Source organism: Streptomyces sp. SID8374 (assembly GCF_009865135.1).
Lineage (GTDB): Bacteria > Actinomycetota > Actinomycetes > Streptomycetales > Streptomycetaceae > Streptomyces.
Genome location: NZ_WWGH01000002.1, coordinates 2,372,798 through 2,392,446, shown reverse-complemented (window position 1 = coordinate 2,392,446; position 19,649 = coordinate 2,372,798). Strand labels below are relative to the sequence as shown.

The following is a 19,649-nucleotide window of genomic DNA, read 5'->3' as shown; positions in this document are numbered from 1 at the left end:
CGTGCGTCGCCGCACGTGTGGAGAACGGACCGACGGGGACCGGTGGACAACAACATGACACTGCTGGATGTACTGCTGGGCGCGGTCCGTGAGACTCCCGGGCAGGTCGCCGTCCATGTCCGTGGCGACGGCAGCGAGCTGACCGTCACTCTGCGCGAACTCCTCGACGACGCGCTGCGCGTGGCCGGCGGCCTCCGGGAGGCCGGTGTCGTGCCGGGGACCTGTGTGCCGTTGCTGGCCGACCGCAGCGAGGACTTCCAGCCGATGTTCTGGGGCGCGCTCGCCGCGGGTCTCGTCCCCGTACCGCTGGCTCCCGACGCCCGGCGTGTCCTGCCGGTCTGGGAGCACCTGGGCCGGCCGCCCGTCGTCGTGGACGCGGCGACCAGGGGGGTGCTGCCCGGTGACGTACGCGCTCTCACACTCGATGTGCTGCGGCGCGGGCCGGTGCTGCGGGAGCCCGTCGTCGCCGGGCCGGACGAGGTCGCGTTCGTGCAGTTCTCCTCGGGGAGCACCGGTGCGCCCAAGGGGGTGGAGGTCACCCATCGTGCCGTGCTGGCCAATCTGGAGCAGATGCGGAAGGCCTCGGCGCTCGGCGCCGACGACGTCGTGGTCAGCTGGATGCCGTACTTCCATGACATGGGGCTCATCGGTACCCACCTCGCACCGCTGGCCGCCCGGGCCAAGCAGGTGAAGATCGGGCCGCTGTCGTTCGCCAAGCGGCCCCGGATCTGGTTCGAGGCCGCGGACCGGCACCGGGCCACCGTGCTCTCGGCGGCCAACTTCGCCCTCGCGCTGGCCGTACGGCGGGTTCCCGACGAGGTCGTCGCGCGGCTGGACCTGTCGTCCGTGCGGCTGATGCTGGTGGGTGCTGAGCCCATCGCGCCTGCTGTGTGGCGGGAGTTCGCCCGTACGATGCGCCCGGCCGGGCTGGATCCGGCAGCGGCCCAGCCGGTCTACGGGCTGGCGGAGGCGACGCTGGCGGTGACGTTCCCGCCGCCGGGAGAAGTGGCCGAGCCGCTGGTCCTGGACCGGGCAGCGCTGAGCCGGGGTGAGGCTGTGGACGCGGTGGCGGGCGAGGGGGCCGTCGAGCTGATGGACGTCGGGGTTCCGGTGGCCGGATGCGCCGTGCGGATCGTCGACGACGCGGGCGCGGAGCTCGGGGACCGGCGGGTGGGGCACATCCTGGTGAGCGGCCCCCAGCTGGCCCGTGGCTACCACGGTCTTCCCGGTGTGAGCGCCGATGTGTTCGCGGGCGGGTGGCTGCGCACCGGCGATCTCGGTTTCCTGCGGAAGGGACGGCTGTGTGTCACAGGGCGGTACAAGGACGTGCTGTTCCTCAACGGCCGTACGTTCCACGCCCCGGACATGGAAGCGGTCGCGGCGGCCACCCCCGGGCTGCCTCCCGGTGCCCCCGCGGTGATCGGGTCGACCGACCCCGTGACCGGCGGGGAGCGCGTCGTGGTGTTCGTTCCCTGGGCGCGGCCGCCGGGTGAGGCGGCGGAGGTGCTCGAACGGGTCGCCGCCCGGGTCCGCGAGGCGCTGCTCCACGACGATGTACGGGTGCTGGCCCTGGCCCCGGGGGCATTTCCCCGGACGACGAGCGGGAAGCTGCAACGGCAGCGGCTGCGGGAGCGGTTCGAGGCGGGTGACCGGGGGGCGGGGGCGGAGAGTGCTGCCGCGTCTTCGGCCGGTGCCGGGGGCCGCCTGGCCGGTGCCGGGGCCGGGGCACGGGCAGAAGCCACAGCGGAAGCCGGGGCCGGGGCACGGGCAAGAGCCGACGCACAGCCAGACGCCATAGCCGGGGCCGGAGTCGGATTCGCGTCTCCCGTGCCTCCTCCCCCGGCCCCCTCGCCCCGCTCCCGGCACGAGGCCGAACAGGTTGTACGGGAGGTGTGGGCGCGGGTGCTCGGTCGGCCCGCCGGGTCGATCGGGCTTCATCAGTCGTTCGGGAGCCTCGGGGGGACCTCGCTCAAGGCCATGGAGGTTCTCGTGGCCCTGGAGGACGCCTTCGGGCTGACGCTGCCGCCCGCGGTGATCCGTGACCACGGCACCGTCGGCGCGCTCGCCGGTCACCTTCTGGCCTCCTCCGTTCCGGTACGTCCGGCGTCCGGCCCGGAGAGTGAGCGGCTTCCAGGGGCGACGGGCGCGCCCGCGGCCGTCATCGGGATGGCGTGCCGGTTCCCCGGGGCCGACACACCCGACGCCTTCTGGGACCTGCTCATCGACGGGTACGACGCCGTCACCCCCGTACCGGACGGGCGATGGGACGAGGACTCCGAGAGCCGGCCGGCAGCGGACCGCAAGCGCTGGGGCGCTCTGCTCGACGACCCCGCCGCTTTCGACGCCGGCTACTTCGGCATCGGCGAGGACGAGGCCCGTGCCCTCGATCCGCAGGCGCGGCTCTTCCTCGAACTCGCCCATGAGGCCCTCGAACGTGCCGGTTACGCCGGGCCCCGCCGTAACGGCCGCAGGGTCGGGGTCTTCGCGGCCGTCGGGGAGAGCGGCTACCGGGAGGTGCTGGACCGGGCGTCCGCCGACGGGTCTCCTCTGCCCGCCACGCTCACCGGAAACCTGCCGAGCCTCATCGCCGCCCGCGTCTCCCAGTGCCTCGACCTCGACGGGCCCGCGCTGGCCGTGGACACCGCCTGCTCGTCGGGGCTGGTGGCCCTGCATCTGGCGCGGCGCAGCCTGCTGGACGGTGAGTGCGATCTCGCCGTGGTCGGCGGGGTCAACCTCCACCTGACGTCGACCGGACACCGCCTGCTGGAGGAGGCTCAGGCCCTCTCCCCCACCGGCCGCAGCCGCGCCTTCAGTGCCGACGCCGACGGCTTCGTACCCGGCGAGGGAGGCGCGGCGATCGTCCTGACGCGTCTGGACGCCGCCCGTGCCGCCGACGACTCCGTGCTCGCGGTGGTCAGGGGTACGGCCGTCAACAACGACGGCCGTTCGATGAGCCTCATGGCGCCCAATCCGCTGCGCCAGCGCGAGGTCATCACCCGGGCGTACGAGGCGGCCGGTACCGATCCTGCCTCGGTGACCTATGTGGAGGCCCATGGAACGGGCACGGCCGTGGGGGACCCGATCGAGTTGCGTTCGCTCGCCCACGCGTTTCCCGTACGGGCCGACGGGGAGCCGAGGCTGCTCGGTTCGGTGAAGACGAACATCGGGCATCTGCTCAACGCGGCCGCCCTGCCCGCTCTGGTGAAGGTCGTGCTGGCGCTGAGCCACCGCAGGGTTCCCCCGTCGTTGCACCACGCGTCTCCCTCGCCGGGCCTCGCGCCCGCCGGTTTCTCCGTGGTGACCGAGGCCCGGGAGTGGACGGCCGCCGGGCCGCTCGTGGCGGGTATCAACGCCTTCGGGTTCGGCGGCACCAACGCGCATGCCGTGCTTGAGGAGGCGCCGTCCCGCGCCCCGTACGAGAGCGTGGGAGCCGGGCCGCGTCTGCTGACCCTGTCGGCCCGCAGCGCGGACGGGCTGCGGGAGGCGGCGGACCGGCTTGCCGCTCACCTCGGCGAGCATCCGGAGCTGGACGAAGGCGATGTGTGCCTGACCGCGAGCACGTCCCGGGACGACGGCCCCTACCGGCTCGCCGTCGTCGCGGAGGGTGATCTGCGGGCCCGGCTGAAGGCGCCTGCCTCGGGTGTGAAGGGCGTCGCCCGTTCGCGGCCTCGGCTCGTCTTCCTGTTTCCCGGGCAGGGTGCGCAGTTCCCCGGCCGGGACCGGGCTCTGTACCGTACGGCGCCGGTCTTCCGGGACACCCTCGACGAGGCTTCCGCGCTGCTCGGACCGGTGTGCGGGCGGCCGTTGCTGGACTGGGGCCTGGACCCGGACGCGGACCCCGTCGCGCAGGCCCGGACGGAGGTGGCCCAGCCGCTGCTCGTCGCCTCCGGGGTCGCGCTCGCCCGGCAGCTGCGGGAGTGGGGCGTGGAGCCGGACGCGGTCGCCGGGCACAGTGTCGGGGAGATCGCCGCCGCCTGCGTCAGCGGGGTGCTGACGCTGCGGGACGCCGTACGGTTCGCCGCCGAACGCGGCCGTCTCATAGGTGAGTTCACCGAGCCCGGCGCCATGATCGCCGTCCGTGGGGGCGAGGAGGCCGTCGCCTCGGTGGTGGCGGAGGCCGGCGGTGACCTCGCCGTGGCCGCGTACAACGGGCCGGGGCTTCAGGTGCTCTCCGGTTCCGTCACCGCGGTGGAGCGGGCCGCCCGCGACCTCGATGCCCAGGGCGTTCCCGTACGTCGGCTGCGGGTCTCCCGTGCCTTCCACTCGCCGCTGATGCGCCCGGTCGCCGAGCGGCTCGCCGACGCGGCACGTGCGCTCACCCTCCACGACCCGTCCGTCCCTCTGATGAGTACGGTCACCGCCGAGTGGCAGCCGGTCCTGGGGCCGGAGTATCTGCGTGAACACGCCCTGCGGCCGGTGCTGTTCGGGGCCGCCGTGGAACGCATGGCCGGGGAGGGGTACGACACGTTCGTGGAGGTCGGGCACGGGGCGACCCTGTCCGGCGCGGCACGCGCGGCGGCGGCAGCCGCAGGGGTACGCCATGGGGCGGACGCGGACGGGCGGCGTGGCGCGGCGGCGGCGGCCGGCCAGGACGGGGCCGTGCTGGTGCTCCCCGCCCTCCCGGGCGGTTCCGACGGCGGTGCGGCGGGCGGTGACGGGCGCCGGGAGCTGCTGGAGACCGTCGGGCGGCTGTGGTCGCGTGGTGTGCCGCTGGACCGCACCGCACTCGACGCGGGCCACCACCGGGTGCCGCTGCCCGCCTACCCCTTCCGGCGCGACCGGTACTGGCCCGATCCACCCGTGAGCCCGCTCCTGCACCGGGTCCTGTGGGAGGACTCCGCGCTGCCCGAGACGGCGGCGGAGGCAGCGGCAGAGGCGGTGCGTTCCGTGCTGGTCACCGGTCCTGACGCGGCGTCCGTGGCCCGGCTCGGCGAGCAGCTGGCCGCCGAGGGCATCCGGCTGCACACCGGGGGCGAGGAGCCGCCGGACGCCGTGGTGCTGGTGGCCGGTCCCACGCCCGGCCCGGGGGAGGACGCCGACGCGCTCGGCCGGGCGCAGGAGACCGCGCTGGCCGCCTTCGGTGAGGCTCTCACCCGGCTGGACGAGACCCGGGCGCGCCGGATGCTGGTGGTGACGGAGGACGTCCACACCACGGGGGCCGCGTCCGAGCGCCCTCGGCCGGTCCATGCGGTGCTGGGCGGGCCGCTGCTGGCTCTGACGCAGGAGACGCCGGGCTGTTCGGCCACCGGTCTCGACCTCTGCTCACTGGACACCCCCGCCCAGCGGCTGGCCGCCGTGCTCGCCGAACTCGCCGGACTCCGGGCGGACAGTACACCGGGCGGGACCACCACCGTCGCCTGGCGTGCGGGCCGCAGGCTGGTCCGGCGGATCGCGCCCTTGGCGGCGAAGGGCGGTACGGCGTCCCCGTTGCCGCCCGACGGCACCTTCCTCATCACCGGAGGCGGTGGCGGGATCGGTGGTGCGCTCGCCCGGGACCTCGCCGGGAGGGGGCGCCCCACCCTCGTACTCGCCGGGCGCTCCCCGCAACCGCCAGCAGGGCTGGTCGACGAGCTGCGGGCGCTCGGCGCCACCGTGCACTACCGGGTGGCCGACGTCTCGGTGGAACGGGACGTCGATGCGCTCCTCGCCCAACTGCCCGGTCTGGACGGCCTCTTCCACGCGGCGGGGGTGGTGCGCCCCGGCACGCTGCGGAACAGGAGCGCGGAGGAGACGGCCGTCGCCCTGGGCGCCAAGACCCGGGGCGCGGTGCTGCTCTCCCTGGCCCTTCGGCGGCACGGGCTCAACCCGACGGTCTGTGTGGCCTTCTCCTCCGTCTCCGCCCTTCTGCCCGGTCTGGCGGGCGCGCTGGGCGAGTACGCCGGCGCCAACGCCTTCCTCGACGCGTTCGCCGCGTCGGAGCGGCGGGCGGGCAGGCCCTGGCAGTCCGTGAACCTCGCCGCGTTCGCCGAGACGGGCATGGCCGCGGGCCTCGGCACCGGAGCGGGGCCGGGCTCCGCCGCCGTAGAGCGTGTCGGCAGTCGGCCGCTGGCCACCGCTCCCGCGCTCGCGGCGCTCCGTACGGCGTGGGGCGTCGACGCGGCCCAGCTGGTGGTGGCTGATCTGACGCCACCGCGCCCTGGAGCTGAGGTACCGCTGCCTACGGCGGGGGCGGCACGCGGGTCCGTACCGGATGCGCTGCCTCCGTCTCTACCCATAGCCGCAGACACAGTTACGGGTGCGGGCACAGGTACCGCCGTGCTGTTGCGCCGGCTCCTGGCGGCGGCGTTGCGGATGTCACCGGCCGAGATCCCCGACGACGCGCCGTTCCTCTCCCTCGGCCTGGACTCGCTCGCCGCCGTCGACCTCGTGCGGCAGCTGGAGCGGGAGCTGGGCGCCTCCCTGCCCGCCACGCTCTTCTTCGAGTACCGGACAGTCCGCGAACTGGCCGCGCACCTCGACGCCCCGGCCGACCCGCCACCCGCGCCCCCGGCGGCCCCCTCCCCCGTCGCCGACGGGGTGCCGTTCCCGCTCACCCCCGTCCAACTGGCCCTGCACACCAGCGGGCGGCTCCACCCGGACATCCCGGCCCACGGGTATGTGCGCCAGACCGTTCAGGGGCCCCTGGACAGCATGCTCCTCGGCCGCGCGCTCACCCTGCTCGCCGACCGGCACGCCATGCTGCGGGTCCGCATCGAGAACGGCACGGGAGGGGACGGCCCGGACGGGAACGGCACGACGGCACCTCGGCAGTTCATAGCCCCGCCCACCGACCTGTCCGCCTGGTACGAGGTGCGGGAGTGCCCGGACCGTATCGAGGATCTCGAAAGCGCCCTGCGCAACCGGCCGTTCGACCTCTCCGCCGAGCCTCCCGTGCGTGCGGTCCTCGCCCGGGAGAGCCCTGACCTGGCCCATCTGGTGCTGGTGATCCACCATGCGGCCGGCGACGGCTACAGCCTCAACATCCTCGCGGAGGAGCTGTGGTCGCTCTACACGGCTCTCGCCCAGGGGCAGGAGCCTGCCGACGGGCCGTCGCTTCCCGCTCTCGGCACCGACTTCGCGCGGTACTCCGCCGCTGCCTCCGAGGAGCGTTCTTCGGCGGCCGGTGCCCAGGCTCTCGCCGCCGACCTGCGCTACTGGTCGGAGCGGCTGGCCACCCGGGGCGAGCCGCTGCGGCTGCCGTACGACGGGGATCCCGATGCCCTCCCGACCGCTCCGCTGGCGACCCATGGGAGCGCCCTCGACGCCTCGCTGACCGCCACCTTGGAGGAGCGGGCCGCCGAGCACGGCGTGAGCCTGTTCCATCTGCTGCTCGCCGCCCATGTGCGCTGCCTGGGCCGGTGGAGCGGGCAGCGTGAGGTCGCGGTGAACGTCGCCCGCGCCCGGCGGGACGCCCGGCTGCCGGGTCTCGACCATCTCGTGGGGCCGCTCGCCGACACCCTCCCGCTGCTGTGCGAGAGCGACCCGGAGGAGTCGGTGTGGGAGCTGGCCGAGCGGCTCGGGCGGGTCTGGCTGGAGAGCGAGCGGCATGCGGCGCCCACCAGCCTCGACCTGGCCCGGCTGCTGCCGGGCAGCCCGGTCGGGGCCGGGCCTCGGACGGTGAGCCCGGCCGGGTTCAGCTTCGCCCGCTTCCCGGCCGCTCTCGACGCGCGGTGCCCGGTGACCGTGCGGCCGACGGCGGCCGGGACCGGTACCCCGGCGACCCGTCTCAGCCTGCTGTGCTGGCAGGACGGCACGGTTCTGCGCTTCTCGTGGAACTTCCCGGTCCGCCTCTTCGCCCCGGAGACGGTGGCGCGGCTGGACCGCGACTTCCACGGTGAGCTGGCCGCCCTTGCGGGCGCCGAGGCCGCACACCCGGAGGCGGAATCCCGGTCCGCAACGATCGTGGAGCGGCTGCTCGCCCGGTTCCGGGCCAACCCGGACGCCGTCGCCATCGACACGGGCGCCGGGACCCTGACGTACGGAGAACTCGACCGTGCCTCCCACGCGCTCGCGGCCCGGCTCCTGGCCCACGGCGTCACGCCGGGAAGCCTGGTCGGGCTCCTGACCGAGCCCGGCGCCGACGCGGTCGTCTCGGTCGTCGCCGTCCTGCGCGCCGGTGCGGGGTGGGTGCCGCTGGACTCCGGCCACCCGACCGCGCGCCTCACGGACCAGCTCAGCCGCTCGGGCGCCCGTACGGTGCTCTGCCATGCCGCCACCCGTGCGGCGGGCGAAGCGCTCGGTGACGTCACTCTGGTCGACGTCGGCATATCGGCACATGGACCCAGCTCGCAGCGGGCTGCCGGAGAACCCGTCGGTCCCGTCGACGCGGGCACGACCGCCTACGTGATCTTCACGTCAGGATCCACCGGGCGGCCCAAGGCCGTGCCCGTCACCTACCGTTCGATGGAGAACTACCTCTCCTGGGCCATCAGCACCTTCGGGTACGACGAGCACGACCGTCTCGCCCAGACGGCTTCGCTCTGCTTCGACGCCTCCGTGCGCCAGCTCCTCGCCCCGCTGCTCGTGGGCGCGACCGTGGTGACGGTGGACCGGGACCTCCTGCGCGACCCCGACCTCCTGCTGACCCACGTCGAACGCACCCGGATCACCGTGTGGAGCTCCGTACCCACTCTCTGGGAACAGCTCCTCAGCGCATCGGAGGAACGGGTACGGCGCGGTGCGCCACGGCCCGGTCTGTCCGCCCTGCGGTGGATCCACGTCGGCGGCGAGGCCCTGTCCCCCGCTCACGTACGCCGCTGGTTCGATCTCTTCGGCGACGGCCAGCACATCGCCAACCTGTACGGCCCGACCGAGGCGACCATCAACACGAGCTGCCACATCATCCGTTCCCGGCCGGGTGACGACGTACGGCAGCTGCCCATCGGTACTCCCGTGGCGGGGACGGAGGTCGAGATCGTCGGCCCGGACGGGGAGGCGTGCCGACCCGGCGAGGCCGGAGAACTCCTCATCGCCGGGGTCGGCCTGACCGCCGGGTACCTCGGTGAACCGGCCCTCACCGAGGCCGCGTTCACGACCCGTGGGGGGCGGCGCTGGTACCGCAGCGGTGACCGGGTGCGGGCTGCCGAGGACGGGACCCTGGAGTTCCTCGGGCGCCTGGACGACCAGGTGAAGGTGCGCGGCAACCGGGTGGAGCCCGGCGAGATCGAGGCCGTGCTCCAGGCCCGGCCGGACATCACCCAGGCCGTCGTCCTCCTTCAGGACGCCCGCCTCGTCGCGTTCGTGACGCCGAGGGCGGGGGCGCCCGCCGCGGATGCCGTGGCGCTTCGGCTGCATCTCGCCGGGACGCTGCCGCCGTACATGGTTCCGTCCCGCATCACCTCTGTCGCCAGGATGCCGCTCACCGGCACGGGCAAGATAGACCGGCGGCGGCTGCTGGCCCTCCAAGCGGATGCGCGGGCGGAGGGCCTCGACGAGCCGGTGGAGCCCGGCACGGCGCCCCGTACAGCACCCCGGACACCGACCGAGGTCCGGCTCGCCCGTATCTGGTCGGTACTGCTCCAGGCCGACGACGTGTGCCGCGAGGACGACTTCTTCGCCCTCGGCGGCGACTCCCTGCTCGTGCTGGAGGTGTTCGCCCGGCTGGAGAAGGAGGGCGGGCCGCTCCCCCGGCCGACCGTGATCTACCGGCACCGCACCCTGGCCGCCCTCGCCGCCGCCGTCGACGCGGTCGAGGCATCGGTGGTCCCGGAGCCCGCCGTGAGCGTTGCGGGGCCGGACGGACCCGCGCCCTTCCCTCTCACGCCCACCCAGCGCGGCTTCCTGCTGGCCGAGGCCATGGCACCCGGTTCCGCATCGTCCTGGCTCTCACGCCTGCGCCTGCACGGCCCCCTCGACACGGCCCGGTTCCAGGCCGCCGTGGACACCCTCGTCGTACGGCACCCCATGCTGCGCACCGTCTTTCCCGCCGGAGCGCGCCCGGCCGTGCAGCAGGAGCTTCCACCGTCGCTGCGGCTGCCCGTGGACTTCGAAACCCTGGCCGAACCCGATCAGTTGGAGGAGCGGGTCGCCGCCGAACGGGCGCGCCGCTTCGAGCTCTGGGCCTGGCCCCTGCTGCGCCTGCGGGTGCTCACCCTCGCCCCCGACGACCACGTCCTCGTGGTGCACGCGCACCACATCATCGGCGACGGCTACAGCGCGGCGCTCCTGGTACGGGAGCTGACGACGGTGTACGACGCGCTGTCCTGCGGCGAGGAACCGGCCCTGACCCCGCTGCGCGGTTCCTTCCGCGACCATGCCGCCCGTCTCGCCGTACGGGCGGACGCGACAGCTCCCGATGCCGTCTGCGGCGAGAGCCGGTGGGCGCGGCTGAGTGCTCCCTATCGGCCGCCGGTACTCGGAGGCGGGGACGCCGTAACGGGCCGTCACATGCCCTTCCACTCCCAGGCGTTCACGGTCGAGGCCGACCAGGTGAGCAAGCTGCGCGACCTCGCGTCCCGCACCGGTGCCACGCTGTACGCACCCGTGCTGACCGCCTACTACCGGGCGCTCGTGATGGCGACCGGCCAAGCGGATCTGGTGCTCGGTCTCGCGGTGAGCGGCCGGGACCACTCCCTGCCGGACACGCACCGGGTCTTCGGCCCCTTCGCCACGGCCGTTCCCCTGCGGCCGACAGGTCCGGATGCCGGGCGCCCCTCGGAGGCGGCCTTCGAGGACGATCTGCGGCGCATCGTCGCCGAGGCCACGGCGGCACAGGTACACAAGGGCCCTGTGCCTTCCCTTCCCAACGGGCTGCCCCTGGCCTCCCAGTTCTTCTTCACCTATCTGGACTTCTCCGCCCTGGGGCCGGAGAGCGGGCGGACGCTGACGGTCGGCCGTGAGGACGGCGACAGCGAGTACACACCGCCTCCGGTCGGTACGGATGTGTTCCTGGCGGTGGGGCTGGACGCCGGGCGGCTGCGGCTCACCGTGCGTGCGTCGGCGTCGGCCTTCACCTCGGAGGACCTGGCCGAGTTCGCGGGCCGGATGCGGGACGGGCTGATGCACGCGGTGGCCGCGCCGGTACCGGAGCAGCGGCGCGCCGGGAGCCTGAACGTACCGAGCCAGGGCGCCTTGCCGAGCCTGAGCCCACTGCCAAACCCGTTGCCAAGCCCTTTGCCGAACGGGGCCGGGCAGGAGCGGGAGCGGGAACAGCGCATGGATGCCGCGCTCATCGGCTATCTGCCCTCCCCCGCCCATCTCGCCCGGCTGGCGCGTCTGCCGGAGGCATCCCTCCCGCGCGAGGAGCTACGTACGCTGCTCTTCCCGGACGGTCGCCCACGGCTCCTCGAAACCCTCAGCACACCGCTGGGACGTTCGGGCTTCGTGTGCGTCCCCTTGTTCGCGGACGAACTGGCCCCCGGCGACACCCTGCTCGGGCACACCGCACGGGGCGTGGACCTCGCCTCGTCCCTCGGGGCCCGGTCCGTCTCCCTCGCCGGGATGATCCCCTCGCTCACCGGTTACGGATTCGACGTCCTGCGGGCCGTCGGTGCCACCGGCTCCACCACAGCCGTCACCACCGGCCACGCGGCGACCGTCGTCTCCGTCGTGAAGACCGTGCATGCCGCACTCGACGCCACCGGGCAGGAACTGGGCGCTCTCACCGTCGCGTTCGTGGGGCTCGGCTCCATCGGCTCTTCCTCCTTGGAGCTGCTGCTCGGCCAGGCCCCGGTCCCGCCCGCCCGGCTCCTGCTCTGCGACGTGCCGGGCAGCGGCCCACGGCTCAAGGAGCTCGCCGACCGGCTCCGCGAACGGGGTCTCGCCGACGCCGTCGACGTACTCGAATCGGGGGGAGGGCTTCCCGACGCGGTGTACGGGGCACGTCTGATCGTCGCGGCGGTCAGCGGCGGCGGCGCGCTCCTCGACGTCGACCGCCTCGAACCCGGTACGACGGTGGTGGACGACTCGTTCCCGCACTGCTTCGACACGGGGCGCGCCATCGGCCGGATGGCGCGGGCCAAGGACGTCCTGGTCGTCGGCGGCGGGCTGTTGAGCATCGGAACCGTCGAACGGCAGGTGGCCGACGGGCTGCCGGCCGCCGCGGTGGCCGGTTACCTCGCGCAGCCCTCGCTCCCGGACACCATCGCGTCCTGTCGGCTGGAGTCCCTGCTCCACGCCTCCGGGACGGACGTCCCGCTGGTGCGGGGTCCGGTCGGTGCGACCACCGGCCTGGCCTACTGGGCTGCGGCGGAGGCCACCGGCACACGCGCGGCGCCGCTCCATCTGCTCACCCACACCATCGACGCGGATACGGCCCGGCACATCCCGGACAGGGCATTTCGGGAATGAAACGTAAGAATTGTCTCTGTCCGCTCTCGGCGCGGCAGCGGACGAGCCGGATGGAGGCCCTGGTGAGCACAGAGGCATCGCCCTGCCTGCGGTCTCTGTGAGGCAATCGGCCGGTAACGCGCCTTTGAGACATTCCGTCGCCGTCCCGTTGGCTGATTAAGGCGCTGCTCCGGGCAGCGCCCTCCGGCCTACGCTGCCGAACCGGGTGCACAGAAGCACCGTTTCTGCTCTCACGACTCCCGGAGAACACATGTCACTTCCAGAGATGGCAACCTCCTTCGATCTCGACGGGCTGGATCTCGGTGAGATCACCGTCACCGCGATGCGCGACACGGCCGGAATAGGTGAGTCCACCTATTCGCTGTCGTCCTCCTCCTCGACGTCCTGTCAGGGTTGCAGCGGTTGCAGCGTCCAGCCGCCGCTGGAGCTCAACACCGCGTGACACAGGAACCGTGAGGGCTTTCGCGGCACCGCCGACGCGTTTCGTGGCTGGGTGCGGTGTCGCGGAGGCCCGCGCGCGTGCGCAGTCCGGCGCGTGCGCCATCCGGCCCGTACGAAACGTGTGCCGGCCTCTGTCCAACGCCCAGTCGACTGGATCGATGTGAATCCGCCCGTACCGGAACTCCAGATGCCCGCGGCCCCGGCTCGCGCCGGGCGCGCCGTCCCGCTCCCCCGGATCGCCCCCGGCGCGCTGGTCCGTACGACCCTGCTGAGGCTGCCCGCCGAACCCGGCTCCGCCGCCGCGTTCCGGGCCGCGCTCGCCGAACTGGTCGCGCTGGAGGGCAGGCTCGCAGCCCTGACCCCGGCGCTCGGCGACGCGCTCTACGCGAGCCGCGCGGGCCACACGGAGGGCTTCCACCGCGATGTGGTGCTTCCGCTCCGCCGTGCCGTGCACAACGGGCGCGCCCCTCGGCCCGCTCTTCTGCGGGCTCTGGGCGGCCTGCCTGACCGCGTCCCCGAACTGCGCGCCTGGCTCGGGGCGCGCGACCGCCGCGAGGAGCTGCTCACGGCCCTCCGGTCCGGGGCAGCCCCCGCCCTGGCCGCCGGGCGGTCGGTGCTCGCCGGGTTGTGCCGGGAGCCCTCGTTCCTCCGCGCCGCGTCGTTCACCAGCGCCGATCTGCTGCGGGCGGTGACGCGGGCGGGGCACGAGCCGGCGGACCGGAGGGCGCGGAAGGAGGAGGCGGGGGTCCTGCGGCACGTGACGCGGGCGGTCGCCCGGACCACACCGCTGTCCGCGTTCACGGGGGTCGGCTGGGGGGTGTTGCCGAAGCCGTCGGGCGGGGAGGGGGCAGCTACCGGTCCCTGGAGTGGAGCGGGCCCGGAGGCCGCCGGTTCCTGGGGCCGAGTGGACCCCGAAACCGCCGGCCCCTGGAGTGGAGTCGCCCGGGAAACCGCCGGTCCCTGTCTCTGGAACGATGCGGACCTGCCGCTCGGTTCGTTGCGCGCCGTCGTCCGCGCCAACCGGACTCTGGTGGACACCCTGTTCGCGGCGCTGGCGGCGGAGCTGCGCCGCCGCTCCACCCTGCCGCACCGCATGTGCAGCAGCCTGCGTGTCTCCGACGGCCGGGCCACCTTCGCCCGCTCGCGTACGGCGTTCACCGCCGCGCGTTTCCTCGCGGTGGAGGACGACGTGGTCACCCTCGGCGCGCCGGAGCCGCTGGGCCGGCTCGCCGCGCTGTGCGACCCCCCGGCCACGCCTGACGCGCTGGCCCGGCTGCTCGCGGCCGGGGCCGGGGAAGGCCCGGAGCCGAGGCCGGAGCCGGGGCAGCTCGGCGCGGCATCCGCCTTCGTCCGGCAGGTCTGCGACGCGGGGCTGCTCGTCCCGGTGGAGCCCTTCGACCCGCAGGACCCGGCCCCCCTCCCCCGGCTGGCCCACTGGCTGCGGGGGACCGGCTCGCCGAAGGACCGCACGCTGGCCCTCCGTATCGACGAACTCTCCGTTCTGACCGACGAGTTCGGCGCGGCTGTGCCCGACCGTCGCGCCGCCGTACTCGCCACCCTCAGGGACCGCTGGGTGACGCTCCTCGCCGAGGTGGGCCGCCCGGTGGACCCCGCCCCCGCCCGCCTCACCGTGCTCAGCGAGGACATCGTCATGCATGGGCCGGTCCGGCTGGACGGCTTCCTGGGCGACGCGGACCACCGGGCGATCGGTGAACTGGCCCTCCTGGCCGAGGTGTTCGATGTGGGGCCGGTGGTGCGCCGGGAGGTGCGGGACAGTTTCGTCGCACGGTACGGGCCCGGCGGCGTCTGCCCGCACGTGTGGGACTTCGGCGCGGACGCCGACGAGGCGTGGCAGCGGGCGGCGCGGACCGTCGGCGGGGGGTCTCCGGACGCGGACGGCGACAGCGACGACTCCACGGCGGCCGAGGGCATCCGACGACTCGCCGTACTCCGGCACGAGTTGGCGGCGGCCGTGCACCGGGCGCACGCGGACAGTGGCGGCGGCCCCGATGACGATGTCGTCCTGCCGGAAGGGCTGGTGGCGGGACTCGGCTCCCGGATGCCGTCGTGGGCGGCGCGGCGCCCGGTCTCGTACACCGGGTTCCTCCAGCGCGGACCGGGCGGAGCGCTGTGTGTGAACCATGTGTACGGGGGGTGGGGGCGCTTCACCAGCAGGTTCCTGGATTCCCTGGATCCGGCGGCCGTGCGGAAAACGGCCGGTGCGGTGTTGGACGCGCTCGGCCCCGGCGCCACGGTGGTCCAGGTGCGGCCGGTGAGCGGCTTCAATGCCAACCTGCATCTCTTGTTCGTGGAGGACGAGATCGGGCCGGACCGTTCGTACACCCCTCTCGGCGCGGACGACGTCGAACTCGTCCATGACCTCGACGGTGATGAGGTACGCGTCCGGGTCAAGGCCACCGGTGAGTGGGCCGACGTGCTCTACGCGGGGGTGTTCGCCCCGATCCTGCTGCAACCGAGACTCGCGCCCCTGCTGATGGACCACCCGCACGGCATGACCGACTTCGGCGCCCTGGTGCCCCGTCACGTCACCGCCGTCCCCGGCGGAGACCTGGTGCGCACCCCCCGCCTGCGCCACCGCCACCTCGTGCTGCGCCGGCGCCGGTGGGAGCTGGCGGCCGGCACGGTGGCCGTCCTGCTCGCGGAGCTCGCGGCCGAGGGTGCCGAGGGTGAGGTGCCGGTGGCGACGGTGGCGCGCTGGCGGGCTCTGCTCGGCGTGCCCGACCAGCTCTATCTGCGTGCCGCGCCACCGGCCCGGGGCGGCCGGGTGGACGAGGACCTCCTGCGCGCTCTCGACCGCCCCAAGCCGCAGTACGTCGATCTCGGCGACGCGCTGCATCTGCGCTGCCTGGGCAAGTGGCTGGCCCGCCACCGGGACGGCGCGGTCCTGGAGGAGGCACTGCCCGCACCGGCGCGGGGCGAGAAGCACGCGGCGGTGGAGCTGGTGGTGGAGACCTACCGGGCCGGGCAGCCGAACCGAAGGGAAGACGACCGATGACCGTCGATCAGGCGGCGCACAGCACGACCACCCCGGGGGAAGAAAAACGGGCCGCGCCGGACGCGCTGGATTCTCTGGGGCTGTGGACGTTACGTCCGGGGGTCGCGGTGACCGTGCTGCACAACGCCGTACACCTGCGGGGCTGGATCACCAGCGTCACGGTGGAGGGCGGACCCGGGCTGCCGGTGCTGTGGGGCCGGCTGGCCGAGGCGCTGGCGGCGGGTGGGGACAGGGCCGAGGCCGGATGTACGGAGCTGGCGCGGGCGGCTCCGGCGGGTTCGCCGCTGCGGGCCGCTCTGCTGACGGTGATCGGCCAGTTGCACGACCACGACCTCCTGGTCGCGCGCTCCGTCGAGGAGGCCGAGGGGGCGGAGGATGCGGCCGGTCAGTGGCTGGGGGCCGTCGCCGACCGGCCCGTCGCAGCGGCCGATGCGCTCAGCCGCAGCCGGGCGCGGGTTCTCACCGCACGCCCGGACAGCCCGCTGGCCCGCACCGCCGCGCGGGCGCTGGCCCGTGCCGGTGTCCGGACGGAGGTCGTGATCGTCGAGGCGGCGGACCTGCCGGACGGGCAGACCCTGCTGATCGCCACAGGACCCGGCGAGCCCTCGGCCGTCGTACGGGAACGGGGCGCGGCGGAACAGGAGTCGGCGGCCGACGCAGGCGGGGAACAGGCTGCGGCCATCGGCGTACGCGCAGCCGAGCAACATGCCGTCGCCGTCGGCGTACGCGCGGGCCTCGGGTTCGTCACCCCCGTGGGCAGCGCGGAGCAGGCGCGGGCCGACGCCGACGGGCTGGCCGCCAGGTTGCGCCGGTGGGGGGTTCCCGGCACAGCCGAGCACCCGGGGCTCCCCGTGCTCCTGGCCTCCTCGGCGGCGCAGCGGCTGGTGTGCGCGGTGGCCGGGCTCCGTGACCCGTCGGCCGAGGCGGGAGACGCCCGGCTGCTCCCTGGACTCCCGGCCGCGCTCATCGCGGAGCAGGAGCCGTTACGGGGTGAGTACCGGAACTGGTCAGGCCCCGTGCTCCTGGACGCCGACCGGGTCCGCCCGCGTGCTGACGTACGTACGCTGGCCGAGGCGCTGGCCCGTATCCCGGTGCTCACGGACCGCCTGGTCGGTGTGCTGGACGAGCCGGACCCCGGGGCGCTCCCCCAGCTCCCGGCGGCGTTGGTCCGCTGCGCGGTGGCAGACGGCGACCTGCTGTCCGGTTCCGCCCGGGCCGACCTGGCGCGGCTGGAAGCGGTCTGCCGTGCGGCCGAACTCCGCCTGGGAGGTGGCGAATCGGGCCCGGTGGTGGTCGGGGCGGGAGCGGAGCACGCATGCGGGCGCGCGCTGCGGCGGGCGGCGGGCCACCAGGAGGCAGCGGCGGACGCACACACAGGCTCGTACCGCGAAGGCCTGGACCGCACCGTCCCCTGGGTCCCCGAGACCGGCCGCCATCCGCAGGCGCTGCACTGGTGGTCCGTCCTGGTCCGGCGGCTCGGAGTCGACGCGGACGTGGCAGTGGCACGCCTCGACACGGGCGGCGGGAGCGTGTTCCGTGCCCGCGTCCGGGGGCGTACGACGGCGGGCGGCCCACCGGACCTGCTCGGCACGGCCGTTGAGGCCACGGCGGACGACGCCGTCGCCTTCGCCGCGCTCTCCGCCGTCGTCAGGGTCCAGGCGGCCACCGACGCACCGCACTCCCCGCGCGTCCGGCATCTGGTGACACCCATCGGTGCGTCGGCCCCGCTCGCCCGGTCGGCGGAGTCGGCTCCTTGGGAGGACGCGGGGTGGACGACGGCCTGGCTGGCCGAACTGGCCGGCCGCGAGCCGGGATTCCAGGAGGCCCTCACCCGCCTCACCGGATGGGCCCCCCAACCCTGGGAGCCGTCGGCCGATGCGCCCGCCGACGTACACACGCTGTGGTCGGCGCTCCGGCAGTGCGGCTTCTCCGTTCTGGCCGCCCGGACCGGCCCCCGCCCGCTCCCCCGCCCCACGGAAGGATCCCGGTGATCGCCCCGGACCCCCTTCGGCAGGCCCTGGCCGAGGAGATACCCACCACCGTCCTCGACGCGGCGGGCGCCCTGCGGCTCACCGAAGGCAGCGCCGTCGTGGTCCTGGACTCCTGGACCCTGGGCATGGCGGAGGAGCTGTCCCGGCACGCGCTGCGCCATCCGGTGACGCTCGTCCCCGTCCGGGGCGACGGGGCGCTGACGGTGGTGGGGCCCGTGCTGCGGCCCGGCGCGCGGGGATGTCTGTCGTGCGGCGAGTACCGGCGGCTGGCGACGATCGGTGGCCGGGTGCCGTGGCGCAGTCCGGGACTTCGGCTGGAGGGCCGCCCCTCCCCCGCGTTCGTCGACGCCGTCGGCGTGCTGGCCGCCTCTCTCCTCGCTCTCCTGGATGGTGGCGAGACCGTCGTCCATGTCGTCCACAACGGCCGGGGCACCTGGTCGACCCACCGCCTCGAACCCGTGGGCGGATGCGCGGTCTGCCTGCCGCTGCCGCCGGACCGTACCGAGGCCGCCGAGGCCGCCTTCGGTCCGGACGCCCGCCGCGCGCCGAGGCCCCCCAGCGATCCGGAGTCGCTGCGCGAGCCCAACTCCCGTACAGGCGTGGCGGGTCTGCGGGAGGTGCTGTTCGACGAGCGGTTCGGGCCGGTCCACCAGATCCTCCGGACCGAGGAGTCCGTGCACAGCCTGACCAGCGCGTACGTGACCTACGGCCGCGACCTGCGCGATGGCGGCTACGGGCGCGGCACCGACTTCGAGAGCAGCGAGCGCGTCGCCCTGTTCGAGGCGGCGGAGCGGCTGGCGTCGATGAGCCCCACCGGCCACCGGACCGTCCTGCGCGCTCCCTACGCGGAGCTCGGCCCCGAACGGGCGGTGGATCCGGTACGGCTCGGGCTGCCCGATCCCGTGCACCACGGGCACCCCGCATCCGCCACCGTGCCGTACGCACCGGACCTCGAGCTGGACTGGGTGCACGGCTGGTCCCTGACTCGTGACCGTACGACGGCGGTGCCCGAGCACGTCGCCTACTGGGACGCGAGCCCGGGACGGCCCCGGGTGGTGTACGAGTGCTCCAGCGGCTGCGGGCTGGGCAACAGCCCGGCGGAGGCGGCGTTGTACGGGCTGTTCGAGGTCGCCGAGCGGGACGCGTTCCTGATGGCGTGGTACGCGCGCACCCCGCTGCGCCGGGTCGCCGTGCCCGCCGAGGACCCGGAGGTGGCACATCTCGTGGACCGGGCGGCGCTCGCCGGGTACCGGGTGGCGCTGTTCGACGCGACGAACGACTTCCAGGTGCCCGCCGTCATCGCCGTCGCCCTGCACCGGGGCGAACCCGCCTCGGCCCCAAGGGCGTTCGTCGCCGCCGGGAGCCACCAGCATCCGCGTACCGCGATCCGCTCCGCCCTCGCCGAGGTGGTCACCAACGTGGTCAACGCCGTCCACCGGCACCGCGCCGAGCCGGAGATGTTCGACCGGCGGCGGCTGCTCCCGATGCTGGAGCGGCCGGAGCTGGTCAGGACGCTCGCGGACCATGTGGCTGTGAACACCCTGCCCGAGGCTCTCCCCCGGCTGGACTTCCTCGATCCGGACGGCCCCGAGACGGACTGGCGGGACATCTGGCCCGAGGCGTCGGGACCGGAGCCCGTACCGGATGTCACCGCGCTGCTGGAGCGGACCGTGGCCCGGCTGGCCGGTCTCGGCCTGGAGGTCGTCGCCGTACCGCTGAGCGAGTCCGCCGTACGGGACCGGCTCGGGCTGCACACGGCGAAGGTCGTCGTCCCGGGCTCGCTGCCGATGACGTTCGGGCATGTCAACCGGCGCACGCTCGGACTCGACCGGCTGCTTGAGGTGCCGTTCCGGCTGGGGCGCACGCCGCGCAGGGCACGTCATGACGAACTCGCGCTGCATCCGCACCCGTTCCCGTGAGGCGTGCCGCACGCC

At 74.4% G+C, this 19,649-nt stretch carries 5 protein-coding genes; all 5 read left to right on the top strand.

Annotated elements, in window-relative coordinates; translation table 11 throughout:
• The first annotated feature begins 54 nt into the window (after window positions 1-54).
• The 5 genes from GTY67_RS33845 to GTY67_RS33825 all read left to right on the top strand — a co-directional run bounded on the left by GTY67_RS33845 (window position 55) and on the right by GTY67_RS33825 (window position 19,634).
• Window positions 55-12,267 (top strand): non-ribosomal peptide synthetase/type I polyketide synthase, encoded by a 12,213-nt coding sequence (locus GTY67_RS33845; protein WP_161281568.1) that lies wholly within the window; start codon window positions 55-57, stop codon window positions 12,265-12,267.
• Between the two features lie 265 nt (window positions 12,268-12,532).
• Window positions 12,533-12,709 (top strand): thiazolylpeptide-type bacteriocin, encoded by a 177-nt coding sequence (locus tag GTY67_RS33840; protein WP_237502975.1) that lies wholly within the window; start codon window positions 12,533-12,535, stop codon window positions 12,707-12,709.
• A gap of 186 nt (window positions 12,710-12,895) precedes the next feature.
• Window positions 12,896-15,724, top strand: a complete 2,829-nt coding sequence (locus tag GTY67_RS33835; protein ID WP_202462433.1) for a lantibiotic dehydratase — start codon at window positions 12,896-12,898, stop codon at window positions 15,722-15,724.
• Window positions 15,721-17,715: a hypothetical protein gene (locus GTY67_RS35260; protein ID WP_161281566.1), complete on the top strand. Its 1,995-nt coding sequence runs from the start codon at window positions 15,721-15,723 to the stop codon at window positions 17,713-17,715. The genes GTY67_RS33835 and GTY67_RS35260 overlap by 4 nt, the downstream gene beginning before the upstream one ends.
• Window positions 17,712-19,634, top strand: a complete 1,923-nt coding sequence (locus GTY67_RS33825) for a TOMM precursor leader peptide-binding protein (RefSeq protein WP_161281565.1) — start codon at window positions 17,712-17,714, stop codon at window positions 19,632-19,634. The genes GTY67_RS35260 and GTY67_RS33825 overlap by 4 nt, the downstream gene beginning before the upstream one ends.
• The last annotated feature ends 15 nt before the right edge of the window (window positions 19,635-19,649 follow it).